Here is a 14,561-nt window from a genome sequence, read left to right as displayed (position 1 = left end):
CGGCCGCTCGGGCCGTCCGCCCCCGGTGCCCGCGTCGGAGGCGGGCGCGGGTGGAGCGCTGGTTCAGGCTCCCACGAAGGACCGCAGCGCGGCGGCGCGCTCGGTGCTCTCCCAGGTGAACTCGGGCAGCTCACGGCCGAAGTGGCCGTAGGCGGCCGTCTTGGAGTACATCGGACGCAACAGGTCCAGATCGCGCACGATGGCGGCCGGACGCAGGTCGAAGACCTCCTTGACCGCCTTCTCGATCAGCTCCGGGGCGACCCTCTCGGTGCCGAAGGTCTCGATGAACACACCGACCGGGTGGGCCTTGCCGATGGCGTAGGCGACCTGGACCTCGGCACGCTCGGCGAGCTCGGCGGCGACGATGTTCTTGGCGACCCAACGGGTGGCGTAGGCGGCCGAGCGGTCCACCTTCGACGGGTCCTTGCCGGAGAAGGCTCCGCCGCCGTGGCGGGCGTAGCCGCCGTAGGTGTCCACGATGATCTTGCGGCCGGTCAGGCCGGCGTCGCCCATGGGACCGCCGATCTCGAAGCGGCCGGTCGGGTTGACCAGGAGGCGGTAGTCGTCGGCCTCCAGGCCGTAGGCGGACACGACCGGCTCGATGACGTGCTCGCGGATGTCGGGAGCGAGCATCTCGTCGAGGTGGATGTCCGCGGAGTGCTGGCTGGAGACCACGACGGTGTCCAGGCGAATCGGGGTCTGGCCCTCGTACTCGACGGTGACCTGCGTCTTGCCGTCCGGGCGCAGGTAGGGCACCGTGCCGTTGCGGCGGACCCCGGCCAGGCGCTCGGAGAGAGCGTGCGCCAGCTTGATCGGCAGGGGCATCAGCTCGGGGGTCTCACGGTTGGCGTAGCCGAACATCAGGCCCTGGTCGCCGGCGCCCTGCTGGTTGAGGGCGTCGTCCTCGTTCCCAACGCGTGCCTCGTAGGCGGTGTCGACGCCCTGGGCGATGTCCGGGGACTGGGCGTCGATGGAGACGTTGACCCCGCAGGAGTCACCGTCGAACCCCTTCGCGGAGGAGTCGTAGCCGATCTCGAGGATCTTCTCGCGCACGATGGCGGGGATGTCGACGTAGGTCTGAGTGGTGACCTCACCCGCGATGTGGACCTGACCAGTGGTGATCAGCGTCTCGACCGCGACCCGGCTACACGGGTCCTGGGTGAGCATCGCGTCGAGGATCGCGTCACTGATCTGGTCGGCCATCTTGTCGGGATGGCCTTCGGTGACCGACTCGGAGGTGAAAAGGCGGCGGGACACGTTGCGTGACTCCTTGCAGCGGCTGCTGGCTGACATGCGTCGGCGGCGGTTCCCGGCTGCGCGCCGGGGCCCAATACCGACCGACGGGGTTGGTTATTGGTCCACTGTAACGGGAGTGGTGGGAACGGGCACCCCTCGGCCACCCCGCTGGGCGCCGCGGGGGACGCGGGCGCCCGTTCGAAGTGTGGCGTACTCGGCGGTAGGAATCCAGTCCTCGGACACGCGTGGCCCGGATGCGGTCGTGGTTCCCATGTGGCGGGCCCACGTCGGCGCGGGGTCAGCCCAGGCGCTGGCGGACCAGGTCCCAGACCCTGTCGGCGAGGTCCTCCTTGGGCCCGGTGGGCACGTCCACCGAGGCGCCCTCCGCATCGAGGATGAGGGCCTGATTGTCCTCGGTACCGAACGCGCGCCCCTCACCGACCTGGTTGACCACGAGCAGGTCGCAGCCCTTGCGCGCCAGTTTGGCGCGGCCGTTGGCGATCACGTCGTCGGTCTCGGCGGCGAACCCCACGATGATCTGTTCCAGCTGCTCGGTGTCGCGGGAGGCGACCAGCCCGGCGAGGATGTCGGGGTTCTCCGCGAGCTCGATGGGCGCGGGCGCCGTACCCGACTTCTTGATCTTGGAGGCGGCGCTGGCGACCGGACGGAAGTCGGCGACGGCGGCGCTCATCACGACCGCGTCGGCGCCGACGCGGTCGGCGTCCATGGCCTCGGCCAGTTCCACGGCCGAGCCCACGCGTACGACGCGCACGCCGGCCGGGTCGGGCAGGGAGACGTTCGCGGCGACCAGGGTCACGTCGGCGCCGCGTGCGGCGGCGGTACGCGCCAGGGCGTACCCCTGCTTGCCGGAGGAGTGGTTGCCGAGGAAGCGGACCGGGTCGATGGCCTCGCGGGTGCCGCCCGCGGAGACGACCACGCGCCGGCCGGTCAGGTCGGGGGCGGTGGTGCCGCGGCGTAGCGCCAGGCGGGCGGCCTCGAACAGCTCCGAGGGCTCGGGCAGGCGGCCGCGCCCGGTGTCCGCGCCGGTCAGGCGGCCCACGGCCGGGTCGAGGACCGTGGATCCGCGCGCGCGCAGGGTGGCCACGTTGGCTTGGGTGGCGGGGTGCTCCCACATCTCGGTGTGCATCGCGGGTGCGAACACCACCGGGCAGCGCGCGGTGAGCAGGGTGTTGGTGAGCAGGTCCTCGGCCAGGCCCGCCGCCGCCCTGGCCAGGATGTTGGCGGTGGCCGGAGCCACAAACACCAGGTCGGCTTCCTGGCCGATGCGCACGTGCGGGACCTCATGCACCCGGTCCCACACACCGGTGGCGACGGGCTGGCCGGACAGGGCGGCCCAGGTGGGCTCACCGACGAAGCGCAGGGCCTCGGCGGTGGGCACGACCCGGACCCGGTGGCCGGTCTCGGTGAGTCGGCGCAGCAGCTCGCAGGCCTTGTAGGCGGCGATGCCCCCGCCGACGCCGAGGACCACCCGGGGAACGGTTCGCGTGTCACTCACCGGGTCTCCCGGAGAACGCTCCGGCTGTGGGCCGGAAGGGGCCTTGTCGAACGGCGAGGCGCGGATCGGTGTCCGGCGGTGGGTTCACGCGTTGGTGGAGGTGGTGGGGCGGGAACCAGGCGCGCATGTCCTTCTCCGCTCTTGTCAGAGCTTTCCTCCGGGCTGGGCCCAGCCCGGCTGATGTCGGTCGTGGAGGACTCGGCCGTGCGCCGAGCAGCGTGATCCGAAGCCCGCTCCCCGACGAGGGGGCGGGTCGAAGGGGCGGGAGTCCTACCGGCCGGGCCTCCTCACGCACACGAGCGTCGGCCCGGTTCCGCGTGCGGAACCGGGCCGACGACGGATGACGGGCGCCGGTGACGGCGGAGAACCTCGGTTCCCTCTGCCCCGTGTGCGTGACGGGCCCCTCAGGAACCTTCGTAGGGCTCAGCGGTGAGCAGGCCCGACTTGACCTCGCGCAGAGCGATGGACAGGGACTTCTCCTGGACCTGGGTCTCCACCAGCGGGCCGACGTACTCCAGCAGGCCTTCGCCGAGCTGGGCGTAGTAGGCGTTGATCTGACGGGCCCGCTTGGAGGCCATGGTGACCAGGCTGTACTTGCTGTCCACCAGCTCCAGCAGATCGTCGATCGGCGGGTTGGTGATGCCTTCGGCGACGGGCTCGGTACCAGCCACTTCGAATTACCCCCAGAGATGGTCCGCGGCTCGACGGAGGAGCCGCGGCGCGGTGGTCGGGTCTACGGACGCCGCCGGGACGGTTCCCGGCGCGGGCGCGGGTGGCGCGGGCCGCGGGGCCCGGCCGCTATCACACCTTGGGCGCGGTGATCAACGCTAGCAGCTCCTCGCACACTTCCTGCACGGACGTGTTGACGAGCGTGGTGTCGAACTCCTTCTCGGCGGCCAGCTCGACCCTGGCCACCTCCAGGCGCCGCTGGACGACCTCGTCGGACTCGGTGCCGCGCCCGGTGAGGCGGCGCACCAGCTCCTCCCAGGAGGGCGGGGCGAGGAAGACGTGCAGGGCGTCGGGCATCGACTCGCGGACCTGACGGGCGCCCTGGAGCTCGATCTCCAACAGGACGGGGAGTCCGGCCTGGAGGCGCTCCTCGACGGGGCGGCGCGGGGTGCCGTAGCGGTTGCCCGCGAACTGGGCCCATTCCAGGAGCTGGCCGTCGGTGACGAGGCGGTCGAACTCCTCGTCGGTGACGAAGTAGTACTGGACGCCGTCCTGCTCGCCCGGGCGGGGCTTGCGGGTGGTGACCGAGACCGAGAGCCACACTTCGGGGTTCTCACGTCGCAGGTGGGCGACCACCGTGCTCTTTCCCACACCAGACGGTCCGGAGAGGACGGTCAGCCGTTTCCGGGCCGGGTGGGAATGGGATCCGGGATCGGGCATGTGTGTTCCAGGCTTCCCTTCGGGCCTGTCCGCCACGGGGCGGCGGGGCCGAGGCCCTCGCGTCGCGCACCGGGGACCTGGTTCGGTCCGGGCGCCGTCGCCGTGCGGGCGGCTGGTGTGCGGGTGTCCGCGTACGGTCGCGGGAAGTTCCCTTTATACCACCGGGCCGCGGCGCGGCGGACGGCCGTGACCTGGGGCCACCCGTCCACCGGCCGCGGCCCGGTAGAAGCTCACCGGAGGTCGGCCGCCGATGCGGCGCGGTCTCCGCCGCGACTGTGGGGGACGCGGCGGGCCGGCGGCGTCCAGGTGCTGTTGGTGCCACCTGGTACCGCGGTACTGCGTGGTGCTACTTGGTGAGGTCGCCGAACTCGGCCTCGAGGGCGGAGCGCTGGTTGGTTCCCAGACCGCGGACACGGCGCGACTCGGCGATGTTGAGCCGCTCCATGATCTGCTTGGCCCGGACCTTACCGACGCCGGGAAGGGATTCGAGCAGTGCCGAAACCTTCATCTTTCCGATGACGTCGTCCTTGAGTCCGTCAGAGAGGACCTCGGACAGCGAGATACCGCCGTTCTTCAGTTTGTTCTTGACCTCCGCACGCTCTTTTCTGGCCTTGGCGGCCTTCTCCAGAGCCGCGGTGCGCTGTTCGGGTGTCAGGGGAGGAAGGGCCACGCCGGGTCACCTCGGATTTCTACTCGTTTGTAGAGGGCGGACGCCTGCGCAAGTTAGTAGGTCTGACCCCTGTTAGGCAACGTAAAGTGCCCTTTCAGAGGCTTTTTCGTCGAACTAACTACTTAGAGTAACCAATCAATTGCTAACAGAGACGAAAATCAGGACCTTAGTCCCGGTTGAGCGAAGCACCAAGCGTGTCACCTGTGCAGGTCACACAGGGGTGACCCGGGTCACTCTAGGCAGTGAGTTCCGAGTTTCGGACATGCCTAATTAGCGACCATCTGCGATACATAATCAGGTTTATCCGACCCGTTGCGACAGTTCGTCACTCGGATCCGTCGATCCCTTCGCCCCACGCTTCCCCGCACCGTCGAAGAGTGCTCCCGAAGCCCCGTCCTCCTTCGCTTGCCTAGACGCGAACCCCGGCCCGGCGCACGGCCGCCGCGAGGGAGGCCGCCGCCGATCCGGGGTCCGGCGCCCTGGTGATGGGGCGGCCGATGACCAGCAGGTCCGCCCCCGCCTCGATGGCCTCCTCCGGGGTCGACACCCGCGACTGGTCACCCTTGTCCGCCCCAGCCGGGCGCACGCCCGGCGTGATGAGGGTGATGTCCGGGCCCACCTCGGCTCGCACAAGAGCCACCTCCCGCGGTGAGCACACCAGGGCACGGGCCCCGGCCCCCACCGCCAGCACCGCCAGGCGCCGCACCGCGTCGCGGGCCGGACCGAGCAGCCCCACCTGCTCCAGGTCCGCCTCGCCCATCGAGGTGAGCACCGTCACGGCGGCGATCTCGGTCTCCGGGGCGGCCTCGGCCGCCGCACGGACCATGTCCGCCCCTCCGCCGGCGTGCACCGTGAGGATCGAGGGCTTCAGGCCTGCGACGCTGCGCGCGGCACCGGCGACCGTGGCCGGGATGTCGTGCAGCTTCAGATCGAGGAAGACCCCCAGCCTGCTGGCACCGCGCACCGCGCTGACCACGTCGGGCCCGTAGCGCAGGTACAGCTCCAAGCCCACCTTGACCGTGCTCACGTGCGGCGCGACCGCCGAGGCCCAGGTGGCCGCGGTCTCAAGATCCTTGGCGTCGAGTGCGACGGCGATGGGCGCGGAAGGCGCGGTCATGTCGGTATCTCCAATCGTGTGCGGCCGACCGGGTCGGCGCATGCAACGCACGGATGTACTTACGGACGTGCTTACCGAAGCACCGGACGATGCACGTTCACTGTCATGTGCACACCATCAAGGTGTGCGGTTCCCCGGATGAGGCGCTTCATGCGCCCCACCCGTGTCACTTCCCCGTAACGGCGGCTCAGATGGCCCCAGACGGATCTCACCACCTGGGCAATGAATGGGGACCAAATGCACGCGTTTGGTCGCACAGAGCCATTTCAAGGCCATTCAGGCCGGTCAGCGCCCCCACGTGCCGTGTGCCCGCTGTGTCATACCCCTGCTCCCGTTCGGTGGGCGGCGCCCACGACGTCGGTGGCCCTGGCGACGCCCCGCGCGTCCAGCAGCTCGCTGAGTTCCCGGAGCACGCGCGCGCACGCCGAGGGGTCGGAGAAGTTGGTCGTGCCGACCGCCACCGCGCTGGCCCCGGCCGCCATGAACCCCAGCGCGTCGGTGCCCGTGCGGATCCCTCCCATCCCGACGATGGGCACGTCCGGCAGCGCCTCGTGCACGCGGTAGACGCACCCCACCGCGAGCGGGCGGATGGCCGGACCGGACAGCCCGCCCATCCCCCCGGCCACCGCCGGGCGCAAGGTGCGGACGTCCACGGCCATGCCGCGCATCGTGTTGACCATGGAAAGCCCGTCCGCGCGTGCCTCCACGCACGCGTTCGCCAGTTCCACCACATCGGGGACGTCGGCCGCCAGCTTGGCCAGCACCGGCAGCCCGGAGCGGGTGTGGGAACGAACCGTCCCCACCACCGCCGCGGCCCGGGTGGGGTCGTCCGCGAAACGGCGCCCGGCGGGGTCGGAGGGGTCGGGGCAGGAGAGGTTGACCTCGATCGCGCTGACCCCGTCCGCGGCCGAGACACGCCTGGCCAGCTCACCGAACTCGCCCACGCCCGCGCCGGCGACGGACACGACGGCTCGTCCGCCCCGGGAGAGCAGCCAGGGCAGGTCCCGCTGGAGGAACACGTCCACCCCCGGGCCCTGCATGCCGGTCGTGCTGAGCATCCCGCTGGGCGTCTCCGCCATGCGGGGGGCGGGCCGTCCGGCGTGGGGCTCCAACATCACCGACTTGGTGGTGACGGCGCCGATCGATGCGATGTCGAGGAACTGAGCCAGTTCGCGGCCCGATCCGGCGCATCCGGCCGCGGTGACCACCGGGTTGGGCAGCTCCCAGCCGCCCAGCCGGGTCCTGAGGTCTGCGTTCACGTTTCCTTCTGCTCTCGGGTGCTGGTCGGCGGCCCGGAGGCGCTTCGGTCCGGGTCGTCCACAGGTACGGGCGGGTCTGTCCGGCCGTGGCCGGGAGGGCCGGCCCGGGTGCGGGGGCCGCGGTGTCCGGGGCGGAGCGGGATCCCCGGGGCCGGGGCCCGCACGCCGTCCCGTTCCTCGGCCGCGCGTTCGAATCCTTGTCGGGGTCGGCGCCTCAGGCGATGTCGCGTGCCGACTCGGCGGCGCGGGCCGCGCTGGAGCCCTTCCAGCCTGGCGCGCCCAGGGCGTCGAAGGGGATCGTCCCCACGTCGTCGAAGCGCACCTGCTCGCCTCGGAAGACCGGGCCGTCCACGCACGAGCGGACCATGCGGGTGATGCCGTCCTCCCCCACCACCGGGATGACACAGGTCATGCAGATCCCGGTACCGCAGGCCATGGTCTCCTCCACCGCCACCTGGACGGGGATGCCGTGGCCGCCCGCCACGTCGGTGACCGCGTGCAGCATGGGCATGGGTCCGCAGGTGTAGACGGCGTCGGAGCGGCATTCCTCGATCACCCGGCCCAGGACGTCGGTGACCCGTCCGCGTGTGCCGAAGGAGCCGTCCTCGGTGGTGAAGGCGGCCGTCTCGGCGATGCGGCGGGCGGTGATGGCGCTGAACACCCGGTCGGCGGATGCGGCTCCCAGCACGAAGTCCACCCGGCAGCCGCGCCTGCGCAGCGACTGGGCGAGCGGAAACAGCGGAGCGCTGCCCGAACCGCCGCCCACGAGCACGCAGTTGACCGGTTCGCGCGGCAGCGGGAAGGGGCGGCCCAGCGGGCCGACCACGTCCACCAGGTCGCGTGATCTTCGCTCCGACAACCAGGCGGTACCGGTACCGCGCACCGAGAACAGGAACTCGACGGTGCCGCCGTAGTCGGGCTTGACGTCGTGGATGGCGAAGGGACGGCGCAGCAGGGTGCTGGAGTGGTCGCCGCCGACCGCCACCGACACGAACTGCCCGGAGCGAAAGCGCTCGGCGATGCCCGGGGCGACCACGGTGATGGCGTAGTAGGCGTCCACCCTGCGCACGTTCAGCACGGGGCACCTGGCCTGCACCGGTCCGTTGTCGCTCATCAGGTCATGGCGTCCCTGCCCCGGTACCGCGGACCGGGACGTCGGCGGGACGCCGTCCTCCCCCCTCTGGATTCCTGAGTTGCCCTGTGCGACAACCGTATCGGCGGGGGCGCCGTGGACACACCTTCCACAGCGCCCCCGCCCACGGCCTCGGGCCCGAACGGCCCGGCCACCGGGTAGCCCGAACGACGAGGGGACCTCGCCGCGGGCGCCCGTCAGGGGTGGCGGGCGAAGCGGAGCCCGAAAGCAGGCACAGCTCAGGCGCGGCTGGCGGTGAGGGTCTGCGCGTGCTCCTGGAGGGAGCGCACGCCGACGGCGCCGCGCACCCGTGCCTCGATCGCCTGCACCGCGGCGGCCAGGCCCTGCACGGTGGTCACGCTGGGCACGCCACGCACCACGGCCGCGGTGCGGATCTCGTACCCGTCCAGGCGCGGACCGGCCTGGCCGGCGCTGCCGAACGGCGTGTTGACGATGAGGTCGACGCCCCCGGAGTGGATGAGCTGCACGATGGTCGGTTCCCCGGCGGGACCGCTGCCCTCGCTGTGTTTGCGCACCACCGTGGAGTGCACGCCGTTGCGGCGCAGCACCACGGCGGTGCCCTCGGTGGCCAGGATCTCGAAGCCGAGGTCGGCCAGGCGCTTGACCGGGAAGATCATCGAGCGCTTGTCACGGTTGGCCACGGAGACGAACACCCGGCCCCGTGCGGGCAGGGAGCCGTTGACGGCCAGCTGCGACTTGGCGTAGGCGGAGCCGAACTCGGTGTCCAGGCCCATGACCTCGCCCGTGGAGCGCATCTCGGGGCCGAGGATGGTGTCGACGCCCTCGCCCTCCTTGTCGATGAACCGGTTGAAGGGCAGCACGGCCTCCTTGACCGACACCGGGGCGTCGACGGGCAGGTCGCCGCCGTCACCGCTGGCGGGCAGCAAGCCCTCCTCGCGTAGTTCGGCGACGGTGCTCCCGGCCATGACGCGGGCGGCGGCCTTGGCCAGCGGCACCGCGGTGGCCTTGGACACGAACGGCACGGTGCGCGAGGCGCGCGGGTTGGCCTCCAGCACGTTGAGCACGCCGGAGGCGAGCGCGTACTGGACGTTGAGCAGACCGCGCACCCCGGTGCCCTTGGCGATGGCCTCGGTGGAGTAGCGGATGCGCTCGATGTCCTCGCGCCCCAGCGTGATGGAGGGCAGGGTGCACGCCGAGTCGCCGGAGTGGATCCCGGCCTCCTCGATGTGCTCCATGACGCCGCCCAGGTACAGGTCGCGGCCGTCGTAGAGCGCGTCGACGTCGATCTCGATGGCGTCGTCGAGGAAGCGGTCGATCAGCACCGGGTGCTCGGGGCTGACCTCGGCGTTGCGCTCGATGTAGTCGGCGAGCATCGCCTCGCTGTAGACGATCTCCATGCCCCGGCCGCCCAGCACGTAGGAGGGGCGGACCATGACGGGGTAGCCGATCTCGTCGGCGGCGACCTTGGCCTCGGCGAAGGAGTGGGCGGTGCCGTACTTGGGCGCGGGCAGGCCGGCATCGGCCAGGACCTTGCCGAACTCACCGCGGTCCTCGGCCAGGTCGATGGCCTCGGGGCTGGTGCCGATGATGGGCGCCCCGGCCTCCTTGAGGCGGCGGGCCAGCCCCAGCGGGGTCTGGCCGCCCAGTTGGACGATGACCCCGGCGACCGGTCCGGCGGCCTGCTCGGCGCGCACGACCTCCAGCACGTCCTCCAGGGTGAGCGGCTCGAAGTAGAGCCGGTCGCTGGTGTCGTAGTCGGTGGAGACGGTCTCGGGGTTGCAGTTGACCATCACGGTCTCGTACCCGGCGTCGGAGAGCGCGAAGGAGGCGTGGACGCAGGAGTAGTCGAACTCCACGCCCTGACCGATGCGGTTGGGTCCCGAGCCCAGGATGATGATCTTGGGCCTGTCGCCCTCGGGGACCTCGGTCTCCTCGTCGTAGCTGGAGTACAGGTAGGGCGTCTGGGCCTCGAACTCGGCTGCGCAGGTGTCCACGGTCAGGTAGACGGGGCGGATGTCCAGGGCGTGGCGCAGTTCGCGGACCACGTCCTCGCTCTTACCGGTGATCTGGCCGATCTGGTCGTCGGAGAAGCCCAGTCCCTTGGCCTCGCGCAGCAGGTCGGCCCCGAGCTTGGGCGCGTCGGCCAGGACGCGGGCCATCTCCTCCAGGCGCAGCATCTGGTCCAGGAACCAGGGATCGATCCGGGTGGCCTCGTGGAGCTCCTCGACGGTGGCCCCGGCGCGCAGGGCCTGCTGGACCTGGCGCAGGCGGCGCTCGGTGGGGACGGCGGCCCGGCTCAGCAGCGCGTCCTTGTCGTCGGGCACGCCCTCCCAGGTCAGGCCGACGCCCGACTTCTCCAGGGAGCGCATGGCCTTCTGGAGTGCCTCGGGGAAGGACCGGCCGATGGCCATGGCCTCGCCGACCGACTTCATGGTGGTGGTCAGTGCGGGGTCGGCGCCGGGGAACTTCTCGAAGGCGAAGCGGGGCACCTTGACGACCACGTAGTCGAGCGTGGGCTCGAAACTGGCCGGGGTCTTCCTGGTGATGTCGTTGGGGATCTCGTCCAGGGTGTAGCCGACGGCGAGCTTCGCGGCGATCTTGGCGATCGGGAAGCCGGTGGCCTTGGAGGCCAGCGCCGAGGAGCGGGACACGCGCGGGTTCATCTCGATGACGATGATCCGGCCGGTGGTGGGGTGGACGGCGAACTGGATGTTGCAGCCGCCGGTGTCCACTCCGACCTCGCGGATGACCGCGATACCGACGTCGCGCAGCTTCTGGTACTCGCGGTCGGTGAGGGTCATGGCGGGGGCGACGGTGATGGAGTCACCGGTGTGCACGCCCATGGGGTCGAGGTTCTCGATGGAGCACACGACCACGACGTTGTCGTTGGTGTCGCGCATCAGCTCCAGCTCGTACTCCTTCCAGCCGAGGATGGACTCCTCCAGGAGCACCTCGGTGGTCGGGGAGAGCGCCAGCCCCTGGCCGGCCATGCGCCGCAGCTCGGTCTCGTTGTGCGCGAAGCCCGATCCCGCGCCGCCCATGGTGAAGGAGGGGCGCACGACGACGGGGTAGTCGAGCTCCTCGGCGGCGGCCAGGCACTCGTCCAGGGTGTGGCAGATACGCGAGCGGGCGGACTCGCCGCCGATGCTCTCCACGATGCCCTTGAAGCTCTCGCGGTCCTCACCGGACTGGATGGCCTCGACGTTGGCGCCGATGAGCTCGACGCCGTACTTGTCCAGGATGCCCGACTCGTGCAGGTCGATGGCGGCGTTGAGCGCGGTCTGCCCGCCCAGAGTGGGCAGGAGCGCGTCGGGGCGCTCCTTGGCGATGATCTTCTCGATCATCTCGGTGGTGATCGGCTCGACGTAGGTGGCGTCGGCGATCTCCGGGTCGGTCATGATCGTGGCCGGGTTGGAGTTGACCAGGATGACCCTGAGGCCCTCGGCCCGCAGGACACGGCAGGCCTGGGTACCCGAGTAGTCGAACTCGGCCGCCTGCCCGATCACGATCGGGCCGGAGCCGATCACGAGGACGGATGAAAGGTCACTACGGCGCGGCATGCTCTGTTCCCTCTTGCTTACTTGGCAGCCGGTGCGGGCTGGGCGGACATCAGGTCGACGAACGCGTCGAAGAGCTCGGCGGCGTCGTGGGGGCCGGCGGCGGCCTCGGGGTGGAACTGGACGCTGAACGCGGGCCGGTCCAGCAGCCGCAGGCCTTCGACCACCTGGTCGTTGAGGCCGATGTGGCTGACCTCGGCCTGGCCGTAGAGGGTGTCGAAGGGAGCGTCGAGGGGAGCGTCGACGGCGAAGCCGTGGTTCTGGCTGGTGATGGCGACCCGGCCGGAGCGGGTGTCGATCACCGGCTGGTTGACGCCCCGGTGCCCGAAGGGCAGCTTGTAGGTGCCCAGGTCCAGGGCCCGCCCCAGGATCTGGTTGCCGAAGCAGATGCCGAAGAGCGGTCTGCCCGCGTCCAGGACCCCGCGCATAGCGGCGACGGGGGCGTCGGCGGTGGCCGGGTCGCCGGGGCCGTTGCTGAAGAACACCCCGTCCGGGTCCAGCGCGAGGATGTCCTCGGCGGTGGCCGTGGCGGGCAACACGGTGACCCTGCAACCGCGCTCGGCCAGGCGCTGGGGGGTCATGGCCTTGATGCCGAGGTCGACGGCGGCGACGTGGAAGCGGGTCGGAACCCCTTCGGGCGGCAGGATCTCGTAGGAATCCCCGGTGCTCACCTCAGCGGCCAGCTCGGCACCGGCCATGGACGGCTGCTGGCGCACACGGGCCAGCAGCGCCCGCGGATCGGCCTCGGTGGTGCTGATGGCGGCGCGCATGGCACCTCTGTCGCGCAGGTGGCGGGTCAGGGCGCGGGTACCGGTGAGGGCGATGCCGACCACCTCCTGGCGGCGCAGTTCCTCGTCCAGGGTGCGCTGGGCGCGCCAGTTGGAGGGGATGCGGGCGGGCTCGCGCACGACGTACCCGGCCACCCAGATGCGGCCGGACTCGGGGTCGTCGTCGTTGACGCCGGTGTTGCCGATGTGCGGTGCGGTCATCGCCACGATCTGGCGGTGGTAGGAGGGGTCGGTGAGGGTCTCCTGGTAGCCGGTCATGCCGGTGTTGAAGACCGCCTCGCCGAAGGTCTCACCGGTGGCGCCGAAGGAACGGCCGTGGAACACGCGTCCGTCCTCGAGTACCAGAATCGCCGGTCCGCCGGTTGTCTCGGACACGTTCGCCCCCTCCTCCTCGCCAGGGCTGGCCTGGGCGTTCACTGTTGTGCTCACTGAATCTTCCCCTCCAGGACGGTCGGGGCACCACGCAGGAACGTGGCGCGCACCCGGCCGGGCAGGGTCATGCCCCGGAACGGGGTGTTGCTGCTCTTGGTGACCATGGCCGTCCCGTCGGCCTCCACGGGCGCCGCCGGGTCGTACAGGACCACGTTGGCGTCCTCACCCACGGCGAGGCCGCGGCCGTGGTCATGGGCGCGGCCGATGCGGGCCGGGGCCGCGGACATGCGGTCGGCGACGTCGGCCCAGGTGAGTAGGCCGGTGTCGACCATGGTGCGCTGCACGACGGCCAACGCGGTCTCCAGGCCGACCATCCCCATGGCGGCGGTGGACCACTCGGTCTCCTTGGCCTCCACGGGGTGGGGGGCGTGGTCGGTGGCGACGACGTCGATCGTGCCGTCGGCCAGGCCCTCGCGCAGCGCATGGACGTCCTCCGCGGTGCGCAGGGGCGGATTGACCTTGTAGACGGGATCGTAGCTCTCCACCAGCTCGTCGGTCAGGAGCAGGTGGTGGGGGGTGACCTCGGCGGTGACGTCGCAGCCGCGGGCCTTGGCCCAGCGGAGGATGTCGACCGATCCCCTCGTGGAGACGTGGCACACGTGCAGGCGCGAGCCCACGTGCTGGGCGAGCAGGCAGTCGCGGGCGATGATCGCCTCCTCGGCGACCGCGGGCCAGCCCGGCAGGCCGAGGCGGTCGGAGACGCAGCCCTCGTTCATCTGCGCGCCCTGCGTCAGGCGGGGTTCCTGGGCGTGCTGGGCGACGACTCCGTCGAAGGCCTTGACGTACTCCAGGGCGCGGCGCATGAGCAGGGCGTCGGAGACGCAGATGCCGTCGTCGGAGAAGACCCGGACCTCTGCGGCCGAATCGGCCATGGCGCCGATCTCGGAGAGCTGCTTCCCGGCCAGTCCGACGGTGACGGCGCCGACGGGGCGCACGTCGCAGTACCCGGCCTCGCGGCCCAGGCGCCAGACCTGTTCGACGACCCCGGCGGTATCGGCGACCGGGTCGGTGTTGGCCATGGCGTGGACGGCGGTGTAGCCGCCCATGGCCGCGGAGCGGGAGCCGGTGGCGACGGTCTCGGCGTCCTCACGGCCGGGTTCGCGCAGGTGGGTGTGCAGGTCCACCAGTCCCGGCAGGACTACCAGGCCGGAGGCGTCGACGGTCTCGGCGTCGGCGGGGGCGTCGAGGTCCCGGCCGATCGCGGCGATCCGGCCGTCGGCCAGGAGCAGGTCGACGGGGTCGCCGCCGAGAGGGCTGGCGCCGCGGATCAGGTGCGGTCCGTTGGTGTCGGGCATCGCGTTGTTGGCTTCCTCGTGTTCTCGAATGGGGAGGGGTTCGTGGGCGCCGGGCACCGGGGCGTACCCACCCGGTGCGGGGCGCGGCTGCTCGGTTCGGGCGCCGTCCGGCCTTGGCGGGAACGCGGACGCGATCGCGGGATGGGGTCCATCGCACCTGAGGTCCCGGGGGTTCCCGGTCTCTCTGG

At 71.2% G+C, this 14,561-nt stretch carries 11 protein-coding genes; all 11 read right to left on the bottom strand.

All coding sequences use genetic code 11. The annotated features are described in order from the left end of the window. Window positions 1-63 precede the first annotated feature (63 nt). Window positions 64-1,257, bottom strand: a complete 1,194-nt coding sequence (metK, locus tag AC0T5L_RS18315; protein ID WP_476166686.1) for a methionine adenosyltransferase — start codon at window positions 1,255-1,257, stop codon at window positions 64-66. A gap of 277 nt (window positions 1,258-1,534) precedes the next feature. Next, window positions 1,535-2,725, bottom strand: coding sequence for a bifunctional phosphopantothenoylcysteine decarboxylase/phosphopantothenate--cysteine ligase CoaBC (coaBC, locus tag AC0T5L_RS18310; RefSeq protein ID WP_476166704.1), 1,191 nt, complete (start codon window positions 2,723-2,725; stop codon window positions 1,535-1,537). A gap of 431 nt (window positions 2,726-3,156) precedes the next feature. Further along, the gene (gene rpoZ / locus AC0T5L_RS18305; protein ID WP_211716102.1) at window positions 3,157-3,423 is read right to left on the bottom strand and encodes a DNA-directed RNA polymerase subunit omega; all 267 of its coding nucleotides are present in this window, start codon (window positions 3,421-3,423) and stop codon (window positions 3,157-3,159) included. 130 nt (window positions 3,424-3,553) lie between these two features. Continuing rightward, the gene (gene gmk / locus AC0T5L_RS18300) at window positions 3,554-4,141 is read right to left on the bottom strand and encodes a guanylate kinase (RefSeq protein ID WP_476166687.1); all 588 of its coding nucleotides are present in this window, start codon (window positions 4,139-4,141) and stop codon (window positions 3,554-3,556) included. Between the two features lie 346 nt (window positions 4,142-4,487). Next, window positions 4,488-4,811 carry an integration host factor, actinobacterial type gene (gene mihF, locus AC0T5L_RS18295; RefSeq protein ID WP_476166688.1) on the bottom strand — a complete coding sequence of 108 codons (324 nt, stop codon included), beginning with the start codon at window positions 4,809-4,811 and terminating at the stop codon, window positions 4,488-4,490. Between the two features lie 409 nt (window positions 4,812-5,220). Beyond that, window positions 5,221-5,928 carry an orotidine-5'-phosphate decarboxylase gene (gene pyrF, locus AC0T5L_RS18290; RefSeq protein WP_476166689.1) on the bottom strand — a complete coding sequence of 236 codons (708 nt, stop codon included), beginning with the start codon at window positions 5,926-5,928 and terminating at the stop codon, window positions 5,221-5,223. Between the two features lie 317 nt (window positions 5,929-6,245). Then, the gene (locus AC0T5L_RS18285) at window positions 6,246-7,187 is read right to left on the bottom strand and encodes a dihydroorotate dehydrogenase (RefSeq protein WP_476166690.1); all 942 of its coding nucleotides are present in this window, start codon (window positions 7,185-7,187) and stop codon (window positions 6,246-6,248) included. 214 nt (window positions 7,188-7,401) lie between these two features. Beyond that, window positions 7,402-8,301 carry a dihydroorotate dehydrogenase electron transfer subunit gene (locus AC0T5L_RS18280; RefSeq protein ID WP_476166691.1) on the bottom strand — a complete coding sequence of 300 codons (900 nt, stop codon included), beginning with the start codon at window positions 8,299-8,301 and terminating at the stop codon, window positions 7,402-7,404. 257 nt (window positions 8,302-8,558) lie between these two features. Further along, on the bottom strand, window positions 8,559-11,861 hold the full coding sequence (carB, locus tag AC0T5L_RS18275; protein WP_476166692.1) for a carbamoyl-phosphate synthase large subunit: 3,303 nt from the start codon (window positions 11,859-11,861) through the stop codon (window positions 8,559-8,561). A 17-nt stretch (window positions 11,862-11,878) separates the two neighbouring features. After that, window positions 11,879-13,021, bottom strand: coding sequence for a glutamine-hydrolyzing carbamoyl-phosphate synthase small subunit (carA, locus tag AC0T5L_RS18270; RefSeq protein ID WP_476166705.1), 1,143 nt, complete (start codon window positions 13,019-13,021; stop codon window positions 11,879-11,881). 50 nt (window positions 13,022-13,071) lie between these two features. Further along, window positions 13,072-14,373, bottom strand: coding sequence for a dihydroorotase (locus AC0T5L_RS18265; RefSeq protein ID WP_476166693.1), 1,302 nt, complete (start codon window positions 14,371-14,373; stop codon window positions 13,072-13,074). Between the last annotated feature and the right edge of the window lie 188 nt (window positions 14,374-14,561).

The organism is Nocardiopsis sp. TRM 82005 (assembly GCF_056312425.1).
The sequence above is the reverse complement of the archived record's forward strand: the minus strand, read 5'-3'. Positions and strand labels throughout refer to the sequence as shown.

Coding starts and splice junctions, on each gene's coding strand:
- AC0T5L_RS18265 (WP_476166693.1), bottom strand. CDS start 14,373: ATGCCCGACACCAACGGACCGCACCTGATCCGCGGCGCCAGCCCTCTC.
- gmk (WP_476166687.1), bottom strand. CDS start 4,141: ATGCCCGATCCCGGATCCCATTCCCACCCGGCCCGGAAACGGCTGACC.
- carB (WP_476166692.1), bottom strand. CDS start 11,861: ATGCCGCGCCGTAGTGACCTTTCATCCGTCCTCGTGATCGGCTCCGGC.
- AC0T5L_RS18280 (WP_476166691.1), bottom strand. CDS start 8,301: ATGAGCGACAACGGACCGGTGCAGGCCAGGTGCCCCGTGCTGAACGTG.
- pyrF (WP_476166689.1), bottom strand. CDS start 5,928: ATGACCGCGCCTTCCGCGCCCATCGCCGTCGCACTCGACGCCAAGGAT.